At 62.2% G+C, this 21,482-nt stretch carries 22 protein-coding genes; 8 read left to right on the top strand and 14 right to left on the bottom strand.

Going from position 1 to position 21,482, the window contains the following annotated elements:
• Positions 1-12: 12 nt before the first annotated feature.
• Positions 13-654, bottom strand: coding sequence for a PAQR family membrane homeostasis protein TrhA (trhA, locus tag A477_RS0109060; protein ID WP_017198689.1), 642 nt, complete (start codon positions 652-654; stop codon positions 13-15).
• A gap of 108 nt (positions 655-762) precedes the next feature.
• On the opposite strand from trhA, the gene A477_RS0109055 reads away from it, so the two are divergent.
• Together A477_RS0109055 and phoH2 are read left to right on the top strand one after the other, a co-directional pair.
• Positions 763-1,569, top strand: coding sequence for an isoprenyl transferase (locus A477_RS0109055; RefSeq protein WP_017198688.1), 807 nt, complete (start codon positions 763-765; stop codon positions 1,567-1,569).
• Between the two features lie 237 nt (positions 1,570-1,806).
• A complete protein-coding gene (phoH2, locus tag A477_RS0109050; protein WP_026005477.1) occupies positions 1,807-3,201 on the top strand; it encodes an RNA 5'-3' helicase PhoH2 in 1,395 nt (464 codons plus the stop codon).
• Between the two features lie 166 nt (positions 3,202-3,367).
• On the opposite strand, the gene A477_RS0109045 is transcribed toward phoH2, so the two are convergent.
• Both A477_RS0109045 and A477_RS0109040 read right to left on the bottom strand, forming a co-directional pair.
• Positions 3,368-4,012, bottom strand: coding sequence for a GNAT family N-acetyltransferase (locus tag A477_RS0109045; protein ID WP_017198686.1), 645 nt, complete (start codon positions 4,010-4,012; stop codon positions 3,368-3,370).
• A 32-nt stretch (positions 4,013-4,044) separates the two neighbouring features.
• Entirely contained in the window at positions 4,045-4,806 is a 762-nt protein-coding gene (locus A477_RS0109040) for a hypothetical protein (protein ID WP_017198685.1), read from the bottom strand.
• Positions 4,807-4,865: 59 nt separating this feature from the next.
• Between A477_RS0109040 and A477_RS0109035 the strand changes: the two genes are divergently transcribed.
• The 3 genes from A477_RS0109035 (at position 4,866) to A477_RS0109025 (ending at position 6,589) form a co-directional block, all read left to right on the top strand.
• Positions 4,866-5,417, top strand: coding sequence for a prepilin peptidase (locus tag A477_RS0109035; RefSeq protein ID WP_017198684.1), 552 nt, complete (start codon positions 4,866-4,868; stop codon positions 5,415-5,417).
• A 133-nt stretch (positions 5,418-5,550) separates the two neighbouring features.
• A complete protein-coding gene (locus A477_RS0109030; RefSeq protein WP_017198683.1) occupies positions 5,551-6,108 on the top strand; it encodes an META domain-containing protein in 558 nt (185 codons plus the stop codon).
• A gap of 4 nt (positions 6,109-6,112) precedes the next feature.
• Positions 6,113-6,589: an NUDIX hydrolase gene (locus A477_RS0109025; protein ID WP_017198682.1), complete on the top strand. Its 477-nt coding sequence runs from the start codon at positions 6,113-6,115 to the stop codon at positions 6,587-6,589.
• Between the two features lie 2 nt (positions 6,590-6,591).
• On the opposite strand, the gene A477_RS0109020 is transcribed toward A477_RS0109025, so the two are convergent.
• The 5 genes from A477_RS0109020 to A477_RS0109000 all read right to left on the bottom strand — a co-directional run bounded on the left by A477_RS0109020 (position 6,592) and on the right by A477_RS0109000 (position 11,977).
• Positions 6,592-8,265 (bottom strand): MDR family MFS transporter, encoded by a 1,674-nt coding sequence (locus A477_RS0109020; protein ID WP_017198681.1) that lies wholly within the window; start codon positions 8,263-8,265, stop codon positions 6,592-6,594.
• A complete protein-coding gene (locus A477_RS0109015) occupies positions 8,262-8,948 on the bottom strand; it encodes a TetR/AcrR family transcriptional regulator (RefSeq protein WP_017198680.1) in 687 nt (228 codons plus the stop codon). Before A477_RS0109015 ends, A477_RS0109020 begins: the two co-directional genes overlap by 4 nt.
• Before the next feature lie 129 nt (positions 8,949-9,077).
• Positions 9,078-10,505 carry a class II fumarate hydratase gene (locus tag A477_RS0109010; protein ID WP_017198679.1) on the bottom strand — a complete coding sequence of 476 codons (1,428 nt, stop codon included), beginning with the start codon at positions 10,503-10,505 and terminating at the stop codon, positions 9,078-9,080.
• 87 nt (positions 10,506-10,592) lie between these two features.
• Positions 10,593-11,207 (bottom strand): carbonic anhydrase, encoded by a 615-nt coding sequence (locus tag A477_RS0109005; protein WP_011774029.1) that lies wholly within the window; start codon positions 11,205-11,207, stop codon positions 10,593-10,595.
• A gap of 68 nt (positions 11,208-11,275) precedes the next feature.
• A complete protein-coding gene (locus A477_RS0109000; RefSeq protein ID WP_237715765.1) occupies positions 11,276-11,977 on the bottom strand; it encodes a DUF4245 domain-containing protein in 702 nt (233 codons plus the stop codon).
• Positions 11,978-12,177: 200 nt separating this feature from the next.
• On the opposite strand from A477_RS0109000, the gene glpX reads away from it, so the two are divergent.
• Positions 12,178-13,200 (top strand): class II fructose-bisphosphatase, encoded by a 1,023-nt coding sequence (gene glpX, locus A477_RS0108995; RefSeq protein WP_017198677.1) that lies wholly within the window; start codon positions 12,178-12,180, stop codon positions 13,198-13,200.
• A gap of 305 nt (positions 13,201-13,505) precedes the next feature.
• On the opposite strand, the gene A477_RS0108990 is transcribed toward glpX, so the two are convergent.
• The 5 genes from A477_RS0108990 to A477_RS0108970 are packed head-to-tail and all read right to left on the bottom strand — an operon-like array spanning position 13,506 to position 19,127.
• Positions 13,506-14,441, bottom strand: coding sequence for a lipid II:glycine glycyltransferase FemX (locus tag A477_RS0108990; RefSeq protein ID WP_017198676.1), 936 nt, complete (start codon positions 14,439-14,441; stop codon positions 13,506-13,508).
• A 3-nt stretch (positions 14,442-14,444) separates the two neighbouring features.
• The gene (manA, locus tag A477_RS0108985; RefSeq protein WP_017198675.1) at positions 14,445-15,695 is read right to left on the bottom strand and encodes a mannose-6-phosphate isomerase, class I; all 1,251 of its coding nucleotides are present in this window, start codon (positions 15,693-15,695) and stop codon (positions 14,445-14,447) included.
• Between the two features lie 47 nt (positions 15,696-15,742).
• Positions 15,743-17,365: an LCP family protein gene (locus A477_RS0108980; protein ID WP_017198674.1), complete on the bottom strand. Its 1,623-nt coding sequence runs from the start codon at positions 17,363-17,365 to the stop codon at positions 15,743-15,745.
• Between the two features lie 14 nt (positions 17,366-17,379).
• Positions 17,380-17,943: a 5-(carboxyamino)imidazole ribonucleotide mutase gene (purE, locus tag A477_RS0108975; RefSeq protein ID WP_017198673.1), complete on the bottom strand. Its 564-nt coding sequence runs from the start codon at positions 17,941-17,943 to the stop codon at positions 17,380-17,382.
• On the bottom strand, positions 17,940-19,127 hold the full coding sequence (locus tag A477_RS0108970) for a 5-(carboxyamino)imidazole ribonucleotide synthase (RefSeq protein WP_017198672.1): 1,188 nt from the start codon (positions 19,125-19,127) through the stop codon (positions 17,940-17,942). Before A477_RS0108970 ends, purE begins: the two co-directional genes overlap by 4 nt.
• Positions 19,128-19,307: 180 nt before the next feature.
• Here A477_RS0108970 and A477_RS0108965 point away from each other — a divergent pair, with 180 nt between their 5' ends.
• Positions 19,308-19,874, top strand: coding sequence for a GtrA family protein (locus A477_RS0108965; RefSeq protein ID WP_017198671.1), 567 nt, complete (start codon positions 19,308-19,310; stop codon positions 19,872-19,874).
• On the opposite strand, the gene A477_RS0108960 is transcribed toward A477_RS0108965, so the two are convergent.
• Entirely contained in the window at positions 19,861-20,556 is a 696-nt protein-coding gene (locus A477_RS0108960; protein ID WP_017198670.1) for a TIGR03089 family protein, read from the bottom strand. The two genes, A477_RS0108965 and A477_RS0108960, sit on opposite strands and share 14 nt — an antisense overlap.
• A 378-nt stretch (positions 20,557-20,934) precedes the next feature.
• Between A477_RS0108960 and A477_RS22980 the strand changes: the two genes are divergently transcribed.
• Positions 20,935-21,477: a WhiB family transcriptional regulator gene (locus A477_RS22980; RefSeq protein ID WP_017198669.1), complete on the top strand. Its 543-nt coding sequence runs from the start codon at positions 20,935-20,937 to the stop codon at positions 21,475-21,477.
• The last annotated feature ends 5 nt before the right edge of the window (positions 21,478-21,482 follow it).

Raw genomic sequence — 21,482 nt, 5'->3', positions numbered from 1 at the left:
TCCTGCTCTGGCCTAGCTGAGCACTGCCATCATGATGGCAGCAAAATGCGCCGCGAACGCCAGCACCGTGAAGGCGTGGAAGAGTTCGTGGAAGCCGAAGTGCTGGACGCTGAAGTTCGGTTTTTTGATGGCGTAGAACACCGCGCCGGCGATGTACAGCGCTCCACCGACGCAGATGAGTATTGCTGCCGGGGCATTGGCGGCGAAGAACTGGGGCAGGTAGAACAGCGCTCCGCAGCCCAACGCGATGTAGACCGGCACGTACAACCAGCGTGGGGCGTGGGTCCACAGAATTCGGAAGAGCACCCCGACTATTGCTCCCGACCACACTAGCCAGAGCAACGTTACGGCCTGTGATCGCTCCAGCAAGGACCACGCCAAGGGCGTGTAACTACCGGCGATCACCAGCATGATGTTGGTGTGGTCCAGCCGTTTGAGCAGCATTCGGACCTTGGGTGACCAATTTCCGCGATGGTAAACGGCGCTGACGCCAAACAGCAGGAAACCTGTCAATGCATAGATAGCGGAGGTGATCCTGCGATCGGGGGTGGGGGCGACGGTCACCAGGACGATGCCTGCCGCTAGTGCAAAGGGGGCGGCGACAGCGTGGATCCACCCACGCCATAGGGGCTTGGTTTCGAGGAGCTCAGCCATGGGTCAAGAATAACTTACGTTTCGGTAAGTTACCGATTGGTAACAAGTCCTGAAGACGAATTTGACCGGCTACTGCACCGGCCCGGCAGCTCGGGGCGGTAGCCTTGGATGTGCGCCGTCGTCGTACAAGCAAGGAAGTCAGGTGAGAGTCCGGTGGAGCTGCCCGGTTTCCTCTATGGCTTCTACGAGCGCAAACTGCTGCGTTCCCTCAAGCAAGACAGAATCCCGCGGCACATCGGTGTGATGGTGGATGGAAACAGGCGGTGGGCACGGCAGTTCAACGCACCCACCAGCCAAGGGCACCAAGCGGGCGCGGACAAGATCCACGAATTCCTCGGCTGGTGCCAGGAACTCGGCGTCAAAGTAGTAACCCTCTACATGCTCTCCACTGACAACATGAGCCGCTCCGGTGAGGAACTGGACCTGCTCATGGGCATCATCGCGAACACCATGGACCGGCTGGATGAAGACGAGGACGTCTCCGTCCACGCAATGGGCGCCCCGGAACTCCTCCCGGACTACCTGGCCGAACGCCTCAACAAACTGACCGCCCGCACTCCGGTCCACGAAAAGATCCACGTGAACGTGGCCGTGGGCTACGGCGGGCGCCGCGAAATCGTCGACGCCGTGCGGGAACTCCTCCACGATGCCGACGCAAAAGGACGCAAGATGTCCGACGTCGCAGATGAACTTTCGGTGGACGACATCTCCAGGTTCCTCTACACCCGTGGTCAACCCGATCCGGACCTCGTCATTCGCACCTCCGGCGAGCAGCGGCTCTCAGGGTTCCTCATGTGGCAAAGCGCCTACAGCGAGTTCTACTTCTGTGAAGCCCTCTGGCCTGCCTTCCGCAAGGTCGATTTCCTACGTGCGCTCAGGGATTATGCCGGGCGCCAGCGGCGATTCGGGACCTAACCTTGCTGCCGTTAATCAGGAATTAATCATCTGGCAATGCGACTTGCCGACGCAGGTTGCGGAATTTTCTGTGAGTGGGATTACGTTAATCCCATCAGCAGGCAAAACCGCCCGCTGATCGGGGAGGCCAGTATATGGAGCGGACTATCGCACCAGTTACATGGGAGGCCACGCCCGGCCTTCCGGCCGAGCCGCTTCACCATTAGGCCGGGCGAACTGCCCGGGGCTGGAGTCGATGTGGCTATTTCTGAGCAACTGCCCGCAATGGTTTCCGACGGGGAAAGTGCAGCTACCTCTCGCACCAAGCGGGTCTCACAAAAAGCGCGGACCGCACCGTCCGCCACAGGCCGCAGCTACGTGATCGATACGTCCGTCCTGCTATCCGATCCACACGCACTGTTGCGCTTCGCTGAACACGAAGTCATCGTCCCCATCGTGGTCATCAGTGAATTGGAAGGAAAACGCCACGATCCCGAACTGGGCTACTTCGCCCGAAAAGCCCTAAGGCTCCTGGACGACCTCAGGATCGAGCACGGCGGCTTGGACCACGCCATCCCCATCGGGAAAGACGGGGGCCTCCTCAGGGTGGAAATGAACCACATCTCCACGGAAGTGCTGCCCGCAGGATTCCGCGGAGGGGACAACGACAGCCGCATCCTGGCCGTCGCCAAGAACCTCTCCAACGAAGGCCACAACGTCACCGTCGTTTCCAAAGACCTCCCCATGCGCGTCAAAGCCTCTGCCATGGGCCTTCACGCCGACGAATACCGCAACGAACTCGTCAAAGACTCCGGCTGGACCGGCATGGCCGAAGTGGACGCAACCGAAGAAGAGATCACCACCCTCTACGGCCACGAACCCGCGTTCATCCCGGCAGCCGCAGAACTTCCCGTCAACACGGGACTGGTTCTCCTGTCCAACCGTGGCTCCGCCCTCGGCCGCGTAGGAGCAGACAAACAAGTCAGGCTCGTCAAAGGCGACCGCGACGTCTTCGGACTCCACGGACGCTCAGCAGAGCAACGGCTCGCCATCGACCTCCTCATGGACCCCGCCGTCGGGATCGTCTCCATAGGTGGCCGCGCAGGCACAGGCAAATCCGCACTCGCCCTCTGCGCGGGCCTGGAAGCCGTCCTGGAACGCCGGGAACACCGCAAAGTAGTGGTGTTCCGCCCCCTCTACGCGGTGGGCGGCCAGGAACTCGGCTACCTCCCCGGCTCCGAATCCGAAAAAATGAACCCTTGGGCGCAGGCAGTGTTCGACACTCTCGGGGCGCTCGTCAGCCAGGAAGTCGTGGAAGAAGTCATGGACCGGGGCATGCTCGAAGTCCTGCCGCTGACCCACATCCGCGGGCGCTCCCTGCACGACGCCTTCGTGATCGTGGACGAAGCACAGTCACTCGAGAAAAACGTGCTCCTCACCGTCATGAGCCGTATCGGACAAAACTCCAAAATCGTCCTCACCCACGACGTCGCCCAGCGCGACAACCTCCGCGTGGGGCGGCACGACGGGGTGGCCGCCGTAGTGGAGACGCTCAAGGGCCATCCGCTGTTCGGACACATCACGCTGACCCGCTCCGAGCGGTCGCCGATCGCGGCACTGGTGACGGAGTTGCTCGAAGGGGCTGAGATCTAGGTCATCCTGGGCTGGGCCGTGGTTCGGTTCGCCGGGCCACGGCCCTTCGCCGTCGCTTAGACACAACGCATAGGGACCCCTGCGGTCGCTGAGCGACCTCCGGGGTCCGATGCGTCGCGATGCGCTCCTCTGCGAAGGACCGCAGCTCGGCTGGCGATCAGTGCGGTCAGAGCTTCAGATAGGTTTTCAGCTCTTCGTGGCCTTGGACTTTGAGGGTCCAGTGGGGGCGGGTGAACGTGGCGGGGGTGAGGCGGACTCTTTGGACTTCCTCGACTTTTTCGCCCCAGCCGTCGCGGAAGGTGCCGTTCAGTTCGTAGCCGAGGCTGGTTGAGACGCCCAGGGATTGCTGGTTCCACATCGCCGCCTCGGACTCGGCTACTTCGGCGCCCAGATGGTCAAAGGCGAAGCTCACGACGGCGGCACGCATCTCCTTGCCGAAACCCTGGCCCTGCGCGGATTGCTTGAGCCACGAGCCGGTGCTCACTGTTTTGAGGGTGTTGAAGCTCTTGGCGCCGACGTCCTGGACTCCGAGGAGCTCGTCGTCATTCCAGACTCCGAGGAGGAGGGTCCAGGAGTCCTTGGTGAAGTTGGCGCGGCAGCGCCAGTACCACTGGGCCATGTTGGGAGCGAGCTCGTCATCGGGAAGTTCTGTCCACGGCATGCTGAAGGGGCTCTTGCCGGGCTCGTGGACACCGGAACGGGCCGCGGCCACGGCGGAAGGGATGTCTTCGTCGAGGACGGGACGGATGGTCAACCTCGGAGTGGTGAGGACGAGTCCGAACGGGGGCCATATTTCTGCCAGCGATGTCATCGCCGTAGCTTAGCCCGGAAGAGAGCCGCCGCTCAGGCGGCAGGGCCGATGTCCCACGGGATATGGCGCCGGACGTCCGTGAGGTTCATCGATTCTGCCAGGAAAAGGTCGTCAAGCATGTACTCGTCCACTGCCAGGATCTTGAGCCAGTGCCCTTTGCCCGCAGTGTCGCCGTCCAAGCTCTGGCTGGCCACGCAAACGCCTGTGCCGATGTCGATCCTGATCAGTGTTCTGCCGGGGTGCGCCAAGGGTTCACTGGGGTCGGAAGGGACGTACGTCCGGCTGGGGGTAACGACGGTTTCCAAGGCAAGGCGGCCCTCATGGTCCACCTCGCGGGGTTGCTCCAGGAAGACCCGGTTGGTGTCCGGGAACTCCAGGGGGACTGGGGCGTTGCCGGCAAGCTCTACGGGGTCGAGGGCGGCGGCCAGGCGACCGTTACCAAAGGAGGGCTCACCGTAGGCGGCCTCAGGGCGCCGGCGGACAAGGCCGGCGTCGTCATATACCGGCGTCACAAGGTGAGCCGGAAGCAGCCACGAACGGCGCGTGGAACTGACGTAAAGATCATCCCGGGAGTCGTTGATGCCGGTGGTGCTGTGCAGAAGCTGGCCGTCCGGGGTCTCAAGGCGGAGTGCGCCCGGACGCCTAAGCCACGCCCGGACCATGGCGGCGCCGGAGGCGGGCCGTTCAAGGTACTCAAAGCGGAGGCTGGTCCACTTCCACGGCGACGAACGGCAAAGATTGCGGAATGTGGAGGACAAGTCAAAACCCGGTCCAGCTGCACTGTAGCGCCCCATATCCACAGTTTACCTACGGGTTCAAGCGGGAATGGCGGCCACCGGGATAGCATCCGAGGGTGATCCGACGACTCTCCGACCTCTGGGATGCCAATCCGCTGGGCTTCTGGCTCGTGATGGCGGCATGCCTGTACTTCGTGGTGATGGCCGTCCGGCTCACAGTGATAGACATCCGGAGCCACCTGTTGCCAAACCGGATCGTGTTTCCGTCCTACGCCGTGGCTGGGGTGCTGCTGTTGGCTGCGGCACTGGTGGTGTACTTCGCTGATTCAACCCCGGAGGGCGCACCGGCGGCTGTGGTCTTTGGTGTGCCGGGTCTGGGTGTTGTTGCCGGCGGTGCCTTGCTCTGGCTGTTCTACTTCATACTCCGGCTCGTCCATCCACCCGGAATGGGCTTTGGGGACGTCAAGCTGGCCGGGGTGCTGGGCTTGTATCTGGGCTACTTGGGATGGAGCCACATCTTTGCCGGGACGTTCGCTGCCTTCCTCTTGGGCGGGCTGTGGAGCCTGGGTATCTTGGTGGCCCGGAGAGGCACGCTGCGTTCGGCTATTCCGTTTGGCCCCTTTATGCTGGCCGGGGCGACGGTTGCCATGGTGGTCCTGCCCTCGTGAAGCCGCAAACCACTCGTCCCGTGCCAACTGCGGCCAAATTGCAACGCTCCCCGTATTCTCGGCGTTCACCGGGCTGGGTCATGCTTAGCCCAGCGAGTGTTCGGACGTGTGTGAGGGCGGCAGGAGGGCTGTAGTGCGGCGAATCAGGTTGAGGTTCCTGCTGGGCGCGTCCATTGCCTGCGCAGTACTGCTGACCGGATGCGGGCAGACAGTCAACGAACCTCCTGTATCCACGGGATCCGGCATCCACCCGGGGACTGGTATTCAGTCAGGGATGACGCAGCAGCCGGGCATTAGTCAACAGCCGGATCCCACGCAGAGACCGGAGACCCCCTGCGAAGGTGGTCCGCTGGGCTGTTCCGAGTTCACGTCCGTGCGGGGAGCCGATGCCGGGGGAGAGGTGGCATGGCTCGGAACTGACCCGCTGAGGGTGAGCTCGAGGCATGCCAACGGAGAGTGGACCCTCTTCGTCCACACACCGTGCAATTATCTCCAGGTGGCAGTTTCAGTCCAGGATGATGTCTTTACGCAGCTTTGGATGATGGTCTCCGATAGGGGCTGCGTGGAGCCAACGGGCAACTACCAGGCGTGGACAGAGGAGCTCTTTGAACAGCCTGTCCAGTGGAAAATCGACGGCGACACCCTCACCTTGAAGAACTCCCACGCGACCATCGAATTGAAGGGAAGCTGACACCATGGGTGCACCCGAATTCGTGCTCAAATTGCGGGAAAAGATCGGTAACGACCCCCTCTGGCTGCCGGCCGTGCGGGGAGTGGTGTTCGACGACGAAGGCAGGGTGCTTTTGGGCCAGCGTGCCGACAACGGTCATTGGGCACTCATCACCGGAATGCTTGAGCCGGGGGAGCACCCAGCACCCGGCTTGATCCGTGAGATCTTCGAGGAAACAGCGGTGGTGGCCGAGACTGAGCGCATCATCGGCGTCGGAGTTGTGGGGCCTGTCACCTTCCCCAACGGCGATGTGTGCGATTTCCTGGACATCACGTTCCGCTGCCGATACGTCTCGGGAGAAGCCAGGGTCAACGACGACGAATCACTGGCCGTCGGGTGGTTTGCGCTGGACGAGCTTCCGGAGATGAGTGCCGGAAACCTTGAGGCCATCAGGCTTGCCACAGAGCCCGAAGGCCCCGTGGCGTACCAGGTGGAGGACTAGCGTTACCGTCTGCCCGCATCGGCCGTTGGGCGGTCCTTTTCGACGCCGTCCGAGGCAGCCGACTCCGCTTCCCGTCGTGCAGTCCCGAGGCGCTCGGCCTCAAGCCGGTCCGCCTCCTCGCCACCCACAGCCTCGCCGCGTGCCACCATGCCGGCGGTGTCTGAGAGCGGGATCTGCTTCAAGGTGATCGCAAGGATCAGTGCGATGGCGATGAACGGCACCAAATACCAGAAGACCGGCGCCAGCGAGTTGGCGTAGGCGTTGACGATCGCATCACGCAACTGGTCAGGCATCTGCGCCAAAGCCTGGGGATCCAGTGTGCTGGTGGATTGTGAAGCCTGCTCTGCGGAGGCGCCGGCACCTGTAAAGGCCTCGGTGAGTGATTCGGCCAAACGGTTGGTGAAGATCGCTCCAAAGACGGCGACACCCAGCGATGCGCCTACCTCGCGGAAGTAGTTGTTGGTACTGGTTGCCGTACCAATCTGGTCAGCGGGAACCGAGTTCTGCACAACCAGGACAATGACCTGCATGATCAGGCCCAAGCCCGCACCGAAGATGAAGAGCTGCACGCAGATGACCCAGATGGGGGTCGCCGCCGTGAGCGTGGTCAGCCACAGCATTGCAGCGATGGTGAGCGCTGCACCCAGGATGGGGTACATCTTGTACTTGCCGGTCTTGGAAATACGGATACCGGAGTAGATGGACGTGCCCATCAGGCCCACCATCATGGGCAGCATCAGCAGGCCGGACTCAGCGGCCGACGTTCCGGAGGACATCTGCAGGAAGGTGGGAACGAAAGCAATGGCAGCGAACATACCCAGTCCCAACGTAAAGCCGATGGCCGTGGCGTTGATGAAGATGGGGTTCTTGAACAGGCTCAACGGAATGATGGGGTCCTCGGCGCGACGTTCAACCACTACGAAGGCAAAGGCGGCCAGGACCATGCCGGCGCCGAACGCCCACGTAAGGGGCGAATCCCATTCATCCTTCTTGCCGCCAAAGTCCGTGAAGAAGATGAGGCAGGTGGTGGCAGCGGAGAGGAAGACGACACCCAGGATGTCGATCTTCTTTTCCGCTTTCTTGTTCGGCAGGGTCAACGTGAACCAAGCGGTGATGAACGCAGCGATGCCGATGGGGATGTTGATGTAGAAAGCCCACTCCCAGGTCAGGTGGTCAACAAAGAAGCCGCCGAGCAGGGGGCCGGCAACAGCGGACAGGCCGAAGATTGCGCCCAGAGGGCCCATGTACTTGCCGCGCTCCTTTGCGGGAACGATGTCGGCAATGATCGCCTGCGAGAGGATCATGAGGCCGCCGCCGCCCAGGCCCTGAATGGCGCGGAAGATGACGAAGCCCCAGAAATCCGTGGCAAACGCGCAACCCACGGATGCGAGGGTAAACAGGGCGATTGCCACGAGGAACAGGTTGCGACGCCCCAGAATGTCACCGAACTTGCCGTAGATGGGCATCACGATGGTGGTGGCAAGGAGGTATGCGGTGGTGATCCAGGCCTGGTGCTCCACGCCGCCCAGCTTGCCCACAATGGTGGGCATGGCGGTGGAGACGATCGTTTGGTCGAGGCTGGACAACAGCATGCCTGCGATCAGCGCCGAGAAGATGATCCAGATTCGTTTCTGGGTCAGCAGCAGCGGTTCCGCTGCTTTGGAGGGAGTACTCATGCGGGGTCCTTCGTGGTTTCAAGGGGGTTGGCGCCCAACTCGTGGTTCGTGGCCAGTGGTTGCGCAAAAAGTTTCCGTGCGGCGTTGAGGTTCTGTTCCAGGATCCCGCGGTAGGGGCGCGCGTTATCCTCTGAGAAGAACTGCTGCGCTGTCTTCTTCGAGACCGCCCCGAACACCACCGTTGCCGTCGCAACTTCGGGGTGCTCGGCGTCCAGCCCTTCGCGGGCGGCCACCAGCGCGGCGAATTGTCGTTCGCGGGCCTCCCCTTCGAGGGTGAGCCGCGCCAGGAGCTGCGGTTCGGCCGTAATGGCAGCGATGAACTGTTGGACCTCGGTCCGGCTGATGGATGAACGCTCCATCAGGGTCACGGTGAGCACGTGCAGGGCTGCCAAGAGAGTCCCGGAGATGCTGTCCGGTGTGCGGGACGGGTTCTGGTTGAACGCTTCCAAGGCGTCCTCGGGCAACTCATCCGAAAAAGAACCGATCACGGCGTCTTCCTTGGAGTGGAAGTAGTTGAAAAAGGTGCGGCGTGAAATCCCCGCCTCTTCGCAGACTTCTTCAACGGTAAAACCACTCAGGCCATGCGCCGCAGTCATGGAACGCGCGACGGCGGTGATCGCCGTCCTCGTGGCAGCGCGCTTGCGCTCGCGGAGGCCACCATCAGTATTTGCACTATTGCTCACAAAGTAAAGTTTTGCACTCTAGAATAAAAAGTGCAAAAAGTTGCAGTGTGGCTTTACTCATACTTCCGAGTACGACGACGGCCGGCACCTTCCGTGCGAAAGGTACCGGCCGTCGTCGTGCTTTGAGTATTAGTTCTTGTGAGCGGGGGAGGTCATGGTGGTGACGTCAAGGGCCTTGTCGAGCTCTGCCTCGGTAACCTTGCCTTCGCCCTCGCCGACGAAACCAAGCTTCTCGGTAGCCTGGCGGATGGTCAGGCCCTCCTTGACGGCAATCTTTGCGATCTTCGCGGCGTTCTCGTAACCAATGAACTTGTTCAGCGGGGTCACGATGGACGGGGAAGCCTCCGCAAGGAAGCGTGCACGCTCAACGTTGGCGGTGATGCCGTCGATCATCTTGTCGGCCATGACACGGCTGGTGTTGGCCAGCAGGCGGATGGACTCAAGCAGGTTGGCGGCCATAACAGGGATGCCCACGTTGAGTTCGAAGGCGCCGTTGGTGCCGGACCAGGCGATGGCGGTGTCGTTGCCGATGACCTGGGCGCAGACCATGATGGACGCTTCGCAGATGACCGGGTTGACCTTGCCCGGCATGATCGAGGAGCCCGGCTGAAGGTCCGGAATGGCGATTTCGCCGAGGCCCGTGTTGGGGCCGGAACCCATCCAGCGGAGGTCGTTGTTGATCTTCATGAAGGAGATCGCGATGTTGCGGAGCTGGCTGGAGCCCTCGATCAAGCCGTCACGGTTTGCCTGTGCTTCGAAGTGGTCGCGGGCCTCCGTCAGCGGCAGGCCGGTGTCTGCGGCAAGGAGTTCGATGACGCGCTCCGGGAAGCCGGCTGGAGTGTTGATTCCGGTACCAACAGCGGTGCCACCCAGGGGAACTTCGGCAACGCGGGGGAGTGCGGCGTTGATGCGCTCGATGCCGTACCGGACCTGGGCCGCGTAGCCGCCGAATTCCTGGCCGAGCATGACCGGCGTAGCGTCCATGAGGTGGGTACGGCCGGATTTGACGACGTCCTTGAATTCCGCGGCCTTGCGGTCCAGCGAAGCAGCCAGGTACTCCAGTGCCGGGATCAGGTCGTTGATCAGGGCCGAGGTGGCGGCAACGTGCACGGACGTCGGGAAGACATCGTTGGAGGACTGCGATGCGTTCACGTGGTCGTTCGGGTGGACAACTTTGTCGCTCCCTGCGGCCGCGAGGGCGCGCGATGCCAGTTCGGCGATGACCTCGTTGGTGTTCATGTTGGAGGAAGTGCCCGAGCCGGTTTGGAAAACGTCAATCGGGAAGTCGCCGTCGTACTTACCGGTGGCAACCTCATCGGCAGCGGCGGCAATTGCCTCGGCGAGCTCACCATCGAGCACCCCCAGCTCGGCATTCGCCAGTGCGGCTGCCTTCTTCACGCGGGCAAGAGCCTCGATGTGTGTGCGCTCAAGCGTCTTGCCGGAGATCGGGAAGTTCTCCACAGCACGCTGCGTCTGGGCGCGGTACAGGGCGTTCACGGGGACGCGAACTTCGCCCATCGTGTCATGTTCAATACGGAACTCAGTGGTGGAAGTCATGGGGCTAGCTTAGGGCGATCGGACGCTCCACAGAAAACCCGGAGGGGAGTGCTACGTGCTCCGGCGCTGCGGCCGGAGCACGTCGTCCTAGAGCTTGCCGATCCCGGAAACGAGGGCCGCACGGCCTTCGTCGAGCTTGTACGACAAGCCGATGACGGCAACCCGGCCGTCGTCGATGGCGTCGGAAATCACACGTGAGCTATCAGCCAGGCGGGCAGCAGTCTGCTTGACGTGCTCCACCACCATGTCGTTGACGTCTTCCTGGCTATTGCGCTTGGCTGTCAGGACGGAGGGGGTGATGCGCTCTACGAGGTCGCGGATGAAGCCCGGGGGCATCTCGCCCGTTTCAACGGCCGCCTTGGTGGCCTTCACGGCACCGCAGCTGTCATGGCCGAGGATGACGATCAGCGGAACCCGGAGTTCGCTGATGCTGTACTCGAGGGAACCCAGGACCGCATCGTCAATGACCTGGCCGGCAGTGCGCACCACGAAGGCGTCACCGAGCCCCAGGTCAAAAATAATCTCTGCAGCGAGCCGCGAATCCGAGCAGCCGAAGATCACGGCGAAGGGGTTCTGGTTCTCAATGAGGGAAGATCGTCGCGAAGCATCCTGGTTGGGGTGCAGGGATTCGCCGGAAACAAAACGTTCGTTGCCCTCGCGGAGACGGCGCCACGCCAGGGCTGGAGTCAGGTAAGTAGGCACGAGCCTTACTTTACGACGCGGACGGGGCAGTCCGTGAAACTGTTGCGCCGGGTTAGGCAGATACGGAGTTAGGCGGAGGGCCCCGCGGAAGCAGTTGCAGTTGCCGGTGCGCTTGCAGGCGGGGCCTGTTCTGCAGACTTCACGACGGCGGCCGCCAACGTTGCGAACTCATCCAGGTTTGCTGTGCCGTTCAGGACGATGGTGGTGCCGCGGTACTCCAGGACCATGCTGCGCTTTTCCTTGCCGGAGTCCCGCAGCTCCCATTCCTGGCCGCCTGCACTACGCGTGCCGGTGACAGGAAGGTTCTCCGTTTGCTGCAGAACCCACGTGGGGTTTGCCTGGTTGCTCTGGGTGAGGCCGATGAAATTTTCCTTGGGAGTCAGGAAGCCGATCTCCCAGGTAGGAACGCCGCTTCCACTGCCCGACTCCCACCGGGCGTAGTTGGGCTTGAATGTGTCGCCCGTATCCGGAGTAACCGGTGTGAATCCCGCCACACCCGTGGCGTTGCGAGCGATCGCCGCTACGTCAACATCCGGCCTGAAACCTTCGCCCTTGGGAGCCGGGTTCATCAAAACGATGGGGAGGAAAGCCAGTACACAGACAAGCAGCGCTATGACCATGCCGATGACCGAAGCGTTGGCCCGCTTGGCAGCTTTCGCCGCGATGACGGGTTTAAAGGGGGCATCCGGGGTTGCCTGGGCGCTTGTTTGGTTAGCCTCCGCGGCTTCGGGCTCATTGCCGGCAGCGGGCTTGTCCTGCGTTTCACTCACCCCTCCATGATCGCTTATCGCGGCAGGGAACACACATCCGGCAACCTCACCACCGGTATTGCAGACCGTGGTCATCCAACGACTCCCGGACCACGTGGCGACTATGATCGTTGATAGAGGAACCCCGGGTTGCCCCGTGCAACCATGTCCGGTCCCGTGAATCGTCACTCGAAGAAGAGGTTCAAGTGTCTCCTGCACCAATGACCCAGCAGTATTCCACGATTTCGCCGTCGCTCGCCGTCGGCCTCGACGAACCCGACCGCAACCTTGCGCTTGAACTCGTCCGTGTCACCGAAGCCGCGGCAATTGCCGGTGGCCACTGGGTAGGTTTCGGCGACAAGAACAAGGCAGACGGTGCCGCCGTCGATGCCATGCGTTCGTTCCTTCACACCGTCCACTTCAACGGCGTCGTGGTCATCGGTGAAGGCGAAAAAGATGAAGCGCCCATGCTGTTCAATGGCGAGCAGGTTGGTGACGGCACCGGTCCCGAGTGCGACGTCGCCGTGGACCCTATTGACGGAACGCGCCTGACCGCCCTGGGCATCAACAACGCTCTCGCAGTGCTGGCAGTTGCTGAGCGCGGATCCATGTTCGACCCCTCCGCTGTGTTCTACATGGAGAAGCTCGTCACCGGCCCCGAAGCCGCCGACATGGTGGACCTCCGCCTCCCCGTCAAGCAGAACCTGCACCTTATCGCCAAAGCCAAGGGCGTCAAGGTCAACCAGCTCAACGTCATGATCCTGGACCGCGACCGCCACCGCCCCCTCGTGGAAGAAATCCGCGAAGCCGGTGCCCGCACCAAGTTCATCATGGACGGTGACGTCGCCGGCGCCATCGCAGCAGCACGCTCCGGCACCGGCGTTGACGCCCTCATGGGCATCGGTGGCACCCCGGAAGGCATCGTTGCCGCCTGTGCCATCAAGTCGCTCGGCGGTGTCATCCAAGGCCGCCTGTGGCCGACGTCGGACGAAGAGAAGCAGAAGGCCATCGACGCCGGACACGACCTCGACCGCGTCCTGTCCACCAACGACCTCGTGACCTCGGACAACTGCTACTTCGCAGCAACCGGCATCACCGATGGCGACCTTCTCCACGGCGTGCGTTACCAGAAGGACCGCGTCATGACGCAGTCCATCGTGATGCGCTCCAAGTCCGGGACGGTCCGCTTCGTAGAGGCTGAGCACCACGCATCCAAGTGGGAGACGTACGCGCGCAAGCCGTAACCACCCCGTTGCTGTCGCGTCTTTGACGCGAAAAGCGCCCTATCGCTCTGCGGCTATCTCCTCGTACCTCGTCGATTTGATGCCGCTGACGCGATAGGGCGCTTTTCGCTGTCCGGATGCGATGGTGCCGCGGCTTCCGGCTGCGTGCTGATAAAGGGTGGGGCAGTGCTCCGGGTGTGCCGTCACCACCTACTTTGGGTAGGGAAACCTGAGGACACGCCGAGTGTCTGGGCGTGTCGTGATGCAGGTGCCCTCAATGTAGGTGGTGGAGGAACAGATTCCCTGTGCTGACTCCGGGCCTTGGCTTAGCGGAGTTTGTCGCGGAGCTTCCTGGCCAACTGGTAGGCGCCGTAACGGAGCTTGTTGACTGGGAGGTCCCACGTGCCAGGGTAGGAGACTTCACGGCCTCCGAATGACTTTTTGAACGCCGTGAAGCCCGCCCATTTGTGGTCCGGTTGGTCCTCCGGTGCCACACCCCAAAGGTCGACGTGTTTGAGGCCCTTCTCCCTGGCGTCGGCCATCAAAGTCACCAGGAGGGGGATGCCCGCGCTGAGCTTACGGTGGGTATCGTCCAAGGCAGCGTGGGCGTACACACGGGTATCAGCAGAGTCATAGGCAAAGGCAGCGGCGATCGGCTCGCCCTCAAGCTCCGCTATGAACAACGTTCCCGCACCATTGGGCAGCAGGGAAGCGGCTACTTGCGTGAGGTACTCGTCGCTTTGGGGCTTGAAGCCATTTCGGGCAGCTGTCAGGTGGAGGAAGTGCAGGAGCACCGAGATATCGGCGGGATCCTGGGAAGCGCGGAAGGTCACACCCTTCTTGTGGATGTTCCTGTAGAGGTTCCTGTTGGTTGGTTTCATACCAGCCAGGACGTCTTTGAAGTCGCCCTCAAGATCCACGATCCAGCTGAGCTCAGGCTGTTGGTTGACCGGGGCCGGCGTCATTCCGCGGGCGCGAAGGAGAGCATCGGCGTCGGACGCTGCAAATCCAGCGGCAGCGGGCTCCATCCGCACGAACGCAGCACCCTCCGCCTTTGCCAGGGCCACCAAGGCACCAGTGGCGGCGTCGAAAGCTTCCACGGACTCCGCCACAGGGCCGTAGGGGGCGTAAATGACCTTGCCGGCCGGGTTCTTCTCCTCGATGGCGAGGAAACTCCAGCCCGGCCCGGACTGCTCATGGACACGGCGTCCGAGGGAACGCTGGACAGCCGCCCAGGCGGGCGTTTGCAGGAAAAACTCCATGAATCAGTTCCCCAGCCCCGTGGTCACCGCAAAGGCAACACTGGTGTCCGTCGCTCCCTGCACGGGGTGGACGTTCACGGGGGCCTCGATGTCGGGGATGAACGCGGCAGCGCCGCGCTGCAACTTGAGATCGCTCTTGGGGGAGTCGAGCAACACCGAACCGGACACCACCACGACGACGGCGGGCCCGGTTTGTGCCAGGGGCACCGGCTCGGCGCCCGGGCCGAGCTCAATGCGCTGCAGCTGGAATTCCTTGAAGGGCGGCCGGTACAGTTCCTGCCCGAACTCGGTCCCGCTTGCCTCGATGCGGGGCACCCCGAGTGCTTCGAAGCGCACGGTCTTCAGCAACTCCGGGACATCCACGTGCTTGGGCGTGAGTCCGCCACGGAGGACATTGTCCGAGGACGCCATGACCTCCACGCCCAACCCGTGGAGGTAAGCGTGGACGTTGCCGGCCGGCAGGTACACCACGTCACCGGGCTGCAAGGACAGATGGTTGAGAAGAAGGGAAATGAGGACGCCGGGATCTCCGGGGAAGGCTTCGTTGATGTCCACCATGGCAGTCAACGCCTGGCGGTGCGGCTCCAGCGGTGCGCCGGCGGACAGGACGGCGACAACCTCGTTGATGGCGTCGGAGACGCCGGAGCCACCCTGGATGAGTCGACTGAAGGCTGCTTTCAGCGCTGCAGGCTCATCGGGCTGGCCGAGATCTGCGATGACGCCGTTGATGACATCCGGAACGTCCACTGCCGCGGAATCAAGGACGTGGGCCAGGTGTCCAAAGATGTCCTTGGATTCCGCGGGTGAACGGAAACCACACAGTGCTTGGAACGGTGTGAGGGCGAAGATCATCTCCGGTTTGTGGTTGTCGTCCCGGTAGTTGCGGCCTGCTGCATCGGCGGGAATGCCGGCCGCATTCTCCCGTGCGAATCCTTCCCGGGCCTGGTCGAGGCTGGGGTGCACCTGCAAGGACAGCGGTTGCTCTGCGGCCAGGAGCTTGGTGAGGAACGGCAGCCGTGGGCCGAACTCGGCGAGGCTTTCCGAGCCCAGGCTTCGCAGGGGATCCGAGGCGATCAACGCGTCCAAGGGCTGGGTGACTCCGTTGGGGTGGACGGCTGTGGAGGGGGAGTCCGGGTGGGCTCCGATCCACATTTCGGCTTCGGGACCACCTGATGCCGGCCGACCAAGCAAGCCGGCGATCGCCGTCGTCGAACCCCACGCATAGGGTCGCAAAACATTTTCAATCTGGTACACGAAAGAAAGTCCTTATCGTTGCGCTGAACGTGGGGGCGGAAGGCGGCTTACAGCGGTGCGCACTGTCCATTGGTTGCCACCAGGTCACGGATGCCTTGCTCGTCGCCTTGGGCCTTGAGGCCGTTCAGCAACTCAATGGTGATCGGGGTCCCGTCAGGCGTGGTGGTCACCGGCGTGAAATCGGCCGACGGCGACGGCAGCTGGCCTGCTGGAACGGAACCGGCGACCGGACCAGCGGCCATGACGGCTCCCGCACCGGCTCCATTGTAGGAAACGACGGCGTCGCTTGCCTTGGGGGTGTTGGACGAAGCCAGCACTTCCTGGACCTTGGAATGGATCAGGTCAAAGTCAGGCACAGTGGAGAAGGACGCGTCAAAGTCCGGGGGGCCGATGGTGAGGCGCTTGACGGGCTGGTTCTTGGACTTCAAGGCGAGGTCCACAAAGCTGCCCAGCTGGTTCGAAGAAATGTTGGAGTCGACCACTTTGGTGCCGGCGTTGGCAATGTCCTCGAACTTGGTGAGGAGGGTGGCAGGGTCCAACTGCTTGAGCATGGCTTGCTGTACGCACTGCTGGCGCGCGATGCGGGCGTAGTCATCCACGAATTCGCGGGACCGTCCGTACCAAAGGGCCTGGAAGCCATTCAAGTGTTGGTCGCCGGCAGGGATCCAGCCGTCAGGCATGCCGTGAATTCCGTTGGCCTCGTCAGTGACGGGACCACTGATGGGCACCCAGCCACCGGCTTTGATACGTATGCCGCCCATGGCGTCGATGAGTTTGGCGAAACCGTCCATGTCCACCAGGACATACGCCTGGACGGTAATGCCCAAAGTGCCGGATACGGCTTCGAGCGTGGCTTGGGCTCCGGGATCTGCGACACCAGGATAGAGATCCTGGTGGTTGTTGGTGACCTCGGTGTTGACGGCGTTGATGAGGCATTCGTCACCGCAGTTGTAGCCATCGGGGTAGATCCCGCGCATCGGCGAGCCCTCGCTGAATTGGGCATTCTGAAGGTTCCGGGGGACAGAGATGATGGCACTCTCGCCGGTTTTCGCGTCGACGCTGATGACGGAGAGGCTGTCCGGGCGGCGGCCGGTCCTATCGTCCCCGGCGTCGCCACCCATCATGAGGAAGTTGTACCGTCCGTCCACCGGATCGATGGCGGGGCCTGCATTGAAAATGCTGCCGATCGCATTGCGGCTCACGTTCAGGACGTAGGCAAGATAGCCCAGCGATCCGCTGGCGAGGACGGTGGTTACGGCCAGGACTACGGCGATGATGGGGCGCATTCCCGGTGCCAGGAGCGCGGGCCTGATGATCCGCAGGGTATTGAGAAACAGGAAGGCCCACCCCAAAGCCAACGCCACGAGGATCACGATAATGAACAACGAGCCCACTGGATGCGTGACGACGCTGAGCAGCATCGTCCTGTTCACCAGGGCAATGAACAAGGTGAGAACGGCAAGGGCCCACACCGTGATGGTGATGCGCAAAGCGATGCGCCCCAATTTGCGGTCCCCGGCAACAATTTGGGCGCTGCCGGGAACAAGGAGAGTGAGGAGGACCAGCACGAAGGCGCGTTTGGTCCGCACCGGAGCGCTGGCGCCGGACGGATAGCGGACGGGATCAGTCAGGGCGGAACCGGGCTGACTCGGGGTCTTGTGCATGGTCATCAACCGCTGCCTTCCTAGCGGGAGCTCCGGGCGGAAGCGTTGGCGGGGGAAAAGACCTCTTCTACTTTGTGGCGCAGCTTTTCGCCCTTCTTGGTGGCAACATCGTTCAGCTCCTGGGCGAAGGTGAGGAGATCCCCGCGCAGCTTCGATGCAAGTTCGTCAGTCCCTGATGCCAACATGCGAACGGCGAGGAGACCAGCATTCCGTGCACCGGCGATGGACACGGTGGCCACGGGAACGCCGGCAGGCATCTGGACGATGGACAGCAAGGAGTCCATGCCGTCCAAGGTTTTCAGGGGGACAGGGACGCCGATGACGGGAAGGGGCGTGACCGAAGCCAGCATGCCGGGAAGGTGGGCTGCCCCGCCGGCCCCTGCAATAATGACGCGCAGGCCGCGTTCGTGGGCAGTTTGGCCGTAGCGAATCATCTCGGTAGGCATGCGGTGGGCTGACACCACATCCGCCTCAAAGGGGATGCCGAACTCGGCAAGGGCATCCGCAGCGGCCTCCATGACCGGCCAATCGGAGTCCGAGCCCATCACGAGCCCGACCAGCGGGGCTGTTGTTTCCGAAGTCATGCGGTCTCCTCAAGGGTGGTCTGCTCCGGCTTGCGGCCGTCACGGATGATGTTGGCCACGGCGGTGGCGCGTTGGCGGACGGAGTCGACGTCGGAAACCGAGCTGCCAACGAGGTTTACATGGCCGATCTTGCGTCCCGGGCGGACAGACTTGCCGTAGGAATGCACTTTTGCCGCAGGCTCGAAGGCCAACGCCATGGGGAAGGCCTTAAAGAGGTCCTGGTTGTCGCCGCCCAGGAAGTTCTTCATGACCACCACTGGTGCCAGGGCATCCGTTGCGCCCAACGGAAGGTCCAATACGGCCCGCAGGTGCTGCTCAAATTGGCTGGTGATGGAACCGTCCTGCGTCCAGTGGCCGGTGTTGTGCGGACGCATGGCGAGTTCGTTGATGAGGAAGCCTGCTCCGACCCCTGGAGTTTCGAACAGTTCTGCGGCCATGACCCCGGTGACTCCGAGTTCGTTGGCAATGCGGAGGGCGGCCTCCTCAGCGGCGGCAGCCACTTCGACGGAAATGTTCTGGGCGGGTGCGATCACTTCGTCGCAAACACCATCCACCTGGATGGTGTGGACAACCGGCCAAGCCCGGGACTCGCCACTGGGGCTGCGGGCAACAAGGGCCGAGAGTTCGCGGCTGAAATCAACCTTGGCTTCTGCCAGCAGGGGGCTCATGGCCTGGAACCAGTCGGCAGTTTCCGCGGCATCGTCCGCGGAGTCAACGATTCTGACTCCCTTGCCGTCATAGCCACCGCGGGGGGTCTTCAGGACCACGGGCCAGCCGATCCTGTCGCCAAAGGACACCAGGTCTTCAACACTGTTGACTGCTGACCATTCGGGGTTCGGCAGGCCCAAGCGATCGATTGCAGCCCGCATCACCAGCTTGTCCTGGGCATTAACCAACGCGTCAGGGCCGGGCTGGACGTTGACGCCTGCGTCCAAGAGGGCTTGCAGGTGTTCCGTGGGGACGTGTTCGTGATCAAACGTGAGCACGTCCAGGCCCTTGGAGAACTCAAGAAGAGCGTCCAGGTCCTTGTAGTCGCCAATAGGCGCCGTGGCCACAGCGGCCACGGCGGAAACGTCCTCACCCTCGGCCAAAACACGGAGTTCGAAGCCCAAGGCGGTAGCGGGCGGAGCCATCATTCGTGCGAGCTGGCCGCCGCCAACAACGCCAATTACTGGAAAAGTCACAAGGTTCAGCCTACCGAACCACCGGGAGGATCACTGATTCTGCCGTGCTTTGGGATGGTTTTCTGCGGTGTGAGGGGCCAGTATCGGCGTTCTCACAGCCCCCTCAAAGGCAGCGCATGGAAATCGGCGCTAAAATGGGTGAGGCCCATCGGCCCACTTTTTCAACGGCCATGGAGGGTCATGATCACCACACTTGCAGATCGCATCCGCGGACTTGCCTCACTTTTTTGGCGTGAGGTAGCAAAGTTCGGCGCCGTCGGCGGTGTTGCTTTCGTCATCGACTCGGCGGTCTTCATCTGGCTCTTCTCGGGTCCGATGCACGGCAGCGAAGTGTGGGCCAAGGCCATTGCAACCATTGTTGCGAGTATTTTCTCGTGGGTTGCGAACCGTTTCTGGACGTTCAGGCACCGTAAACAGGCCAATGTGGTCCGTGAAGCTGTGCTGTTTGCCATCATGAACCTCGTAGGGCTCCTGATTGCGTCCGGATGTGTGTGGTTCGCGAAGTACATCCTGGACCTCAACGACAAGCCTTCGCTCTTCATCGCCGGCAGCGTGGTGGGCCTCATCCTGGGCACCATCTTCCGTTTCTTCGCCTACCGCTTCTGGGTGTTCAACGAAGAACTGGATGCCGAACCCGAGTTCTCGCATGACCACGAGATCATTGAACTGCACCACAAACCCAAGACCACTTCCGAGTCCGGCGCCAACCCGGCAACCGGCGAATTCCCGTCGGTCAAGAACGGCTGACGCGCTCGTTCTCCAAAAGGTGCTCGGTCACCTCGAGGTCGGGGTGTACCAGTACAACGGAGCCGTCCTCTTTCCATGCCCCCAGAGACGCTGCCAGGCATAACTCCAGACCGTCCGCCGCGCGTACCAATAGTCGGACACCTGGTTCCTGGGCGGTGGCAAAGCCTTCGATGAGGTCCTCGTGGGGAAGTCCTGATGTTCCGCGTACGGCCGGCAGGGTTGCCGCTGGTTCGTTGTGCGCCATGAAGACATCGCCGTGGGAACGGACTTCCGCCGCATAATCCACGACGCCGGACGGCAGATCACCCGGCCAGCGCATGGCAAGTGCAGCGAGCGGCACGGCGACCACAGCTTCGAACCCGGACCCGGCGCCGTCGTCGGGCTTGTCGGTCGCCAGCAGATCCGCTGAGGTGTCGTCGAAGACCACTTCCATTCCCAGTTGCCACGCCGCCAGCGCCCAGACGAAGGATTTCCAATGCGCGGGGAGGTCCAGCCTGATGGACATTCCGGGTTCGGCATCCAACTCGTCCTGCAACAGGTTGCTGGTCTTGGCTACCCAGTTATCCAGCACACGCCCTGAAAGTTCCACCCGTTCGGAGTCGGGGCCATACCAGGTGAGTCGTGGTGACGTTGAATGACCGGATCGCAGGGCGGTCATCAGGTTCGCTGCCGGGATGCTCATGCGTCAATCTTGCCACGAGGCTTCCGCGACGTCCGTGGGCATGGGGCCTCCAATGTGAATTGCGACACACTGCAGTTTCTCCAGACGATGGTCATCTTGAGGGGCGGGCACGGTTTTCCGCGGAAATTCAGTGAAAGTTCACCTGAACCGATCAAACGCTTCCATTTAAGCCGCAACACACCGGCGGCACGGCCTTAAATGTTGGGCGTGGCGCATCCCACGTTTCTACAGATTCTTGATTATTATCCCGGCGCGGCTTGACTGGTGGGTAGTTACACGCGTGTAATTAGTAATCAACGCCGCTGCACAAGGTTCCCGAAACGCCACCGGGAATCGGAAACACATCCAAGCAGCAGCTGCAAAATCAGGAGGGACGCCATGGGGCAAGCGTTGCGTATCCAGGAAGATGCAGTCGTCGCAGAACATGCGTCGGTGAAATACCGTTCGAGGGAAGTGCCGGGGGATTGGTACGTGGACCCGGCGGACCCGGAAGCGGCAGACCGATACAACCAGAACGTGCAGCAGTCCTTGGAGGATCAGGCAACTGCCCTCCTGGCCGCTCATGAGGCGTTGGTGGGGGACCTGCCCGCTGGGCCGGATGACGATATGGACGACCCTCCCATGGAGCTGCGCCGTCCGGTTGAAACGCCGGGGCAGCCCGTGTGGATCGGCTTGCCCCAAGGGGACTTCGATGACGAGGGCGAACTTGGCTGGCAGACGGACGCGCTCTGTGCACAGACCGATCCTGAAGCTTTCTTCCCCGAAAAGGGTGGGTCAACGAGGGACGCCAAGAAGGTCTGCGGCGCGTGCAACGTCCGCTCGCAGTGCTTGGAGTACGCTCTGGCAAACGATGAGCGGTTCGGTATTTGGGGCGGACTCTCCGAGCGGGAGCGTCGTCGGCTAAGGAAGCGAGCGGTCTAATTCTC

This window comes from Arthrobacter sp. M2012083 (assembly GCF_000281065.1).
Taxonomy (GTDB): Bacteria; Actinomycetota; Actinomycetes; order Actinomycetales; family Micrococcaceae; genus Arthrobacter.
The sequence above is the reverse complement of the archived record's forward strand: the minus strand, read 5'-3'. Positions and strand labels throughout refer to the sequence as shown.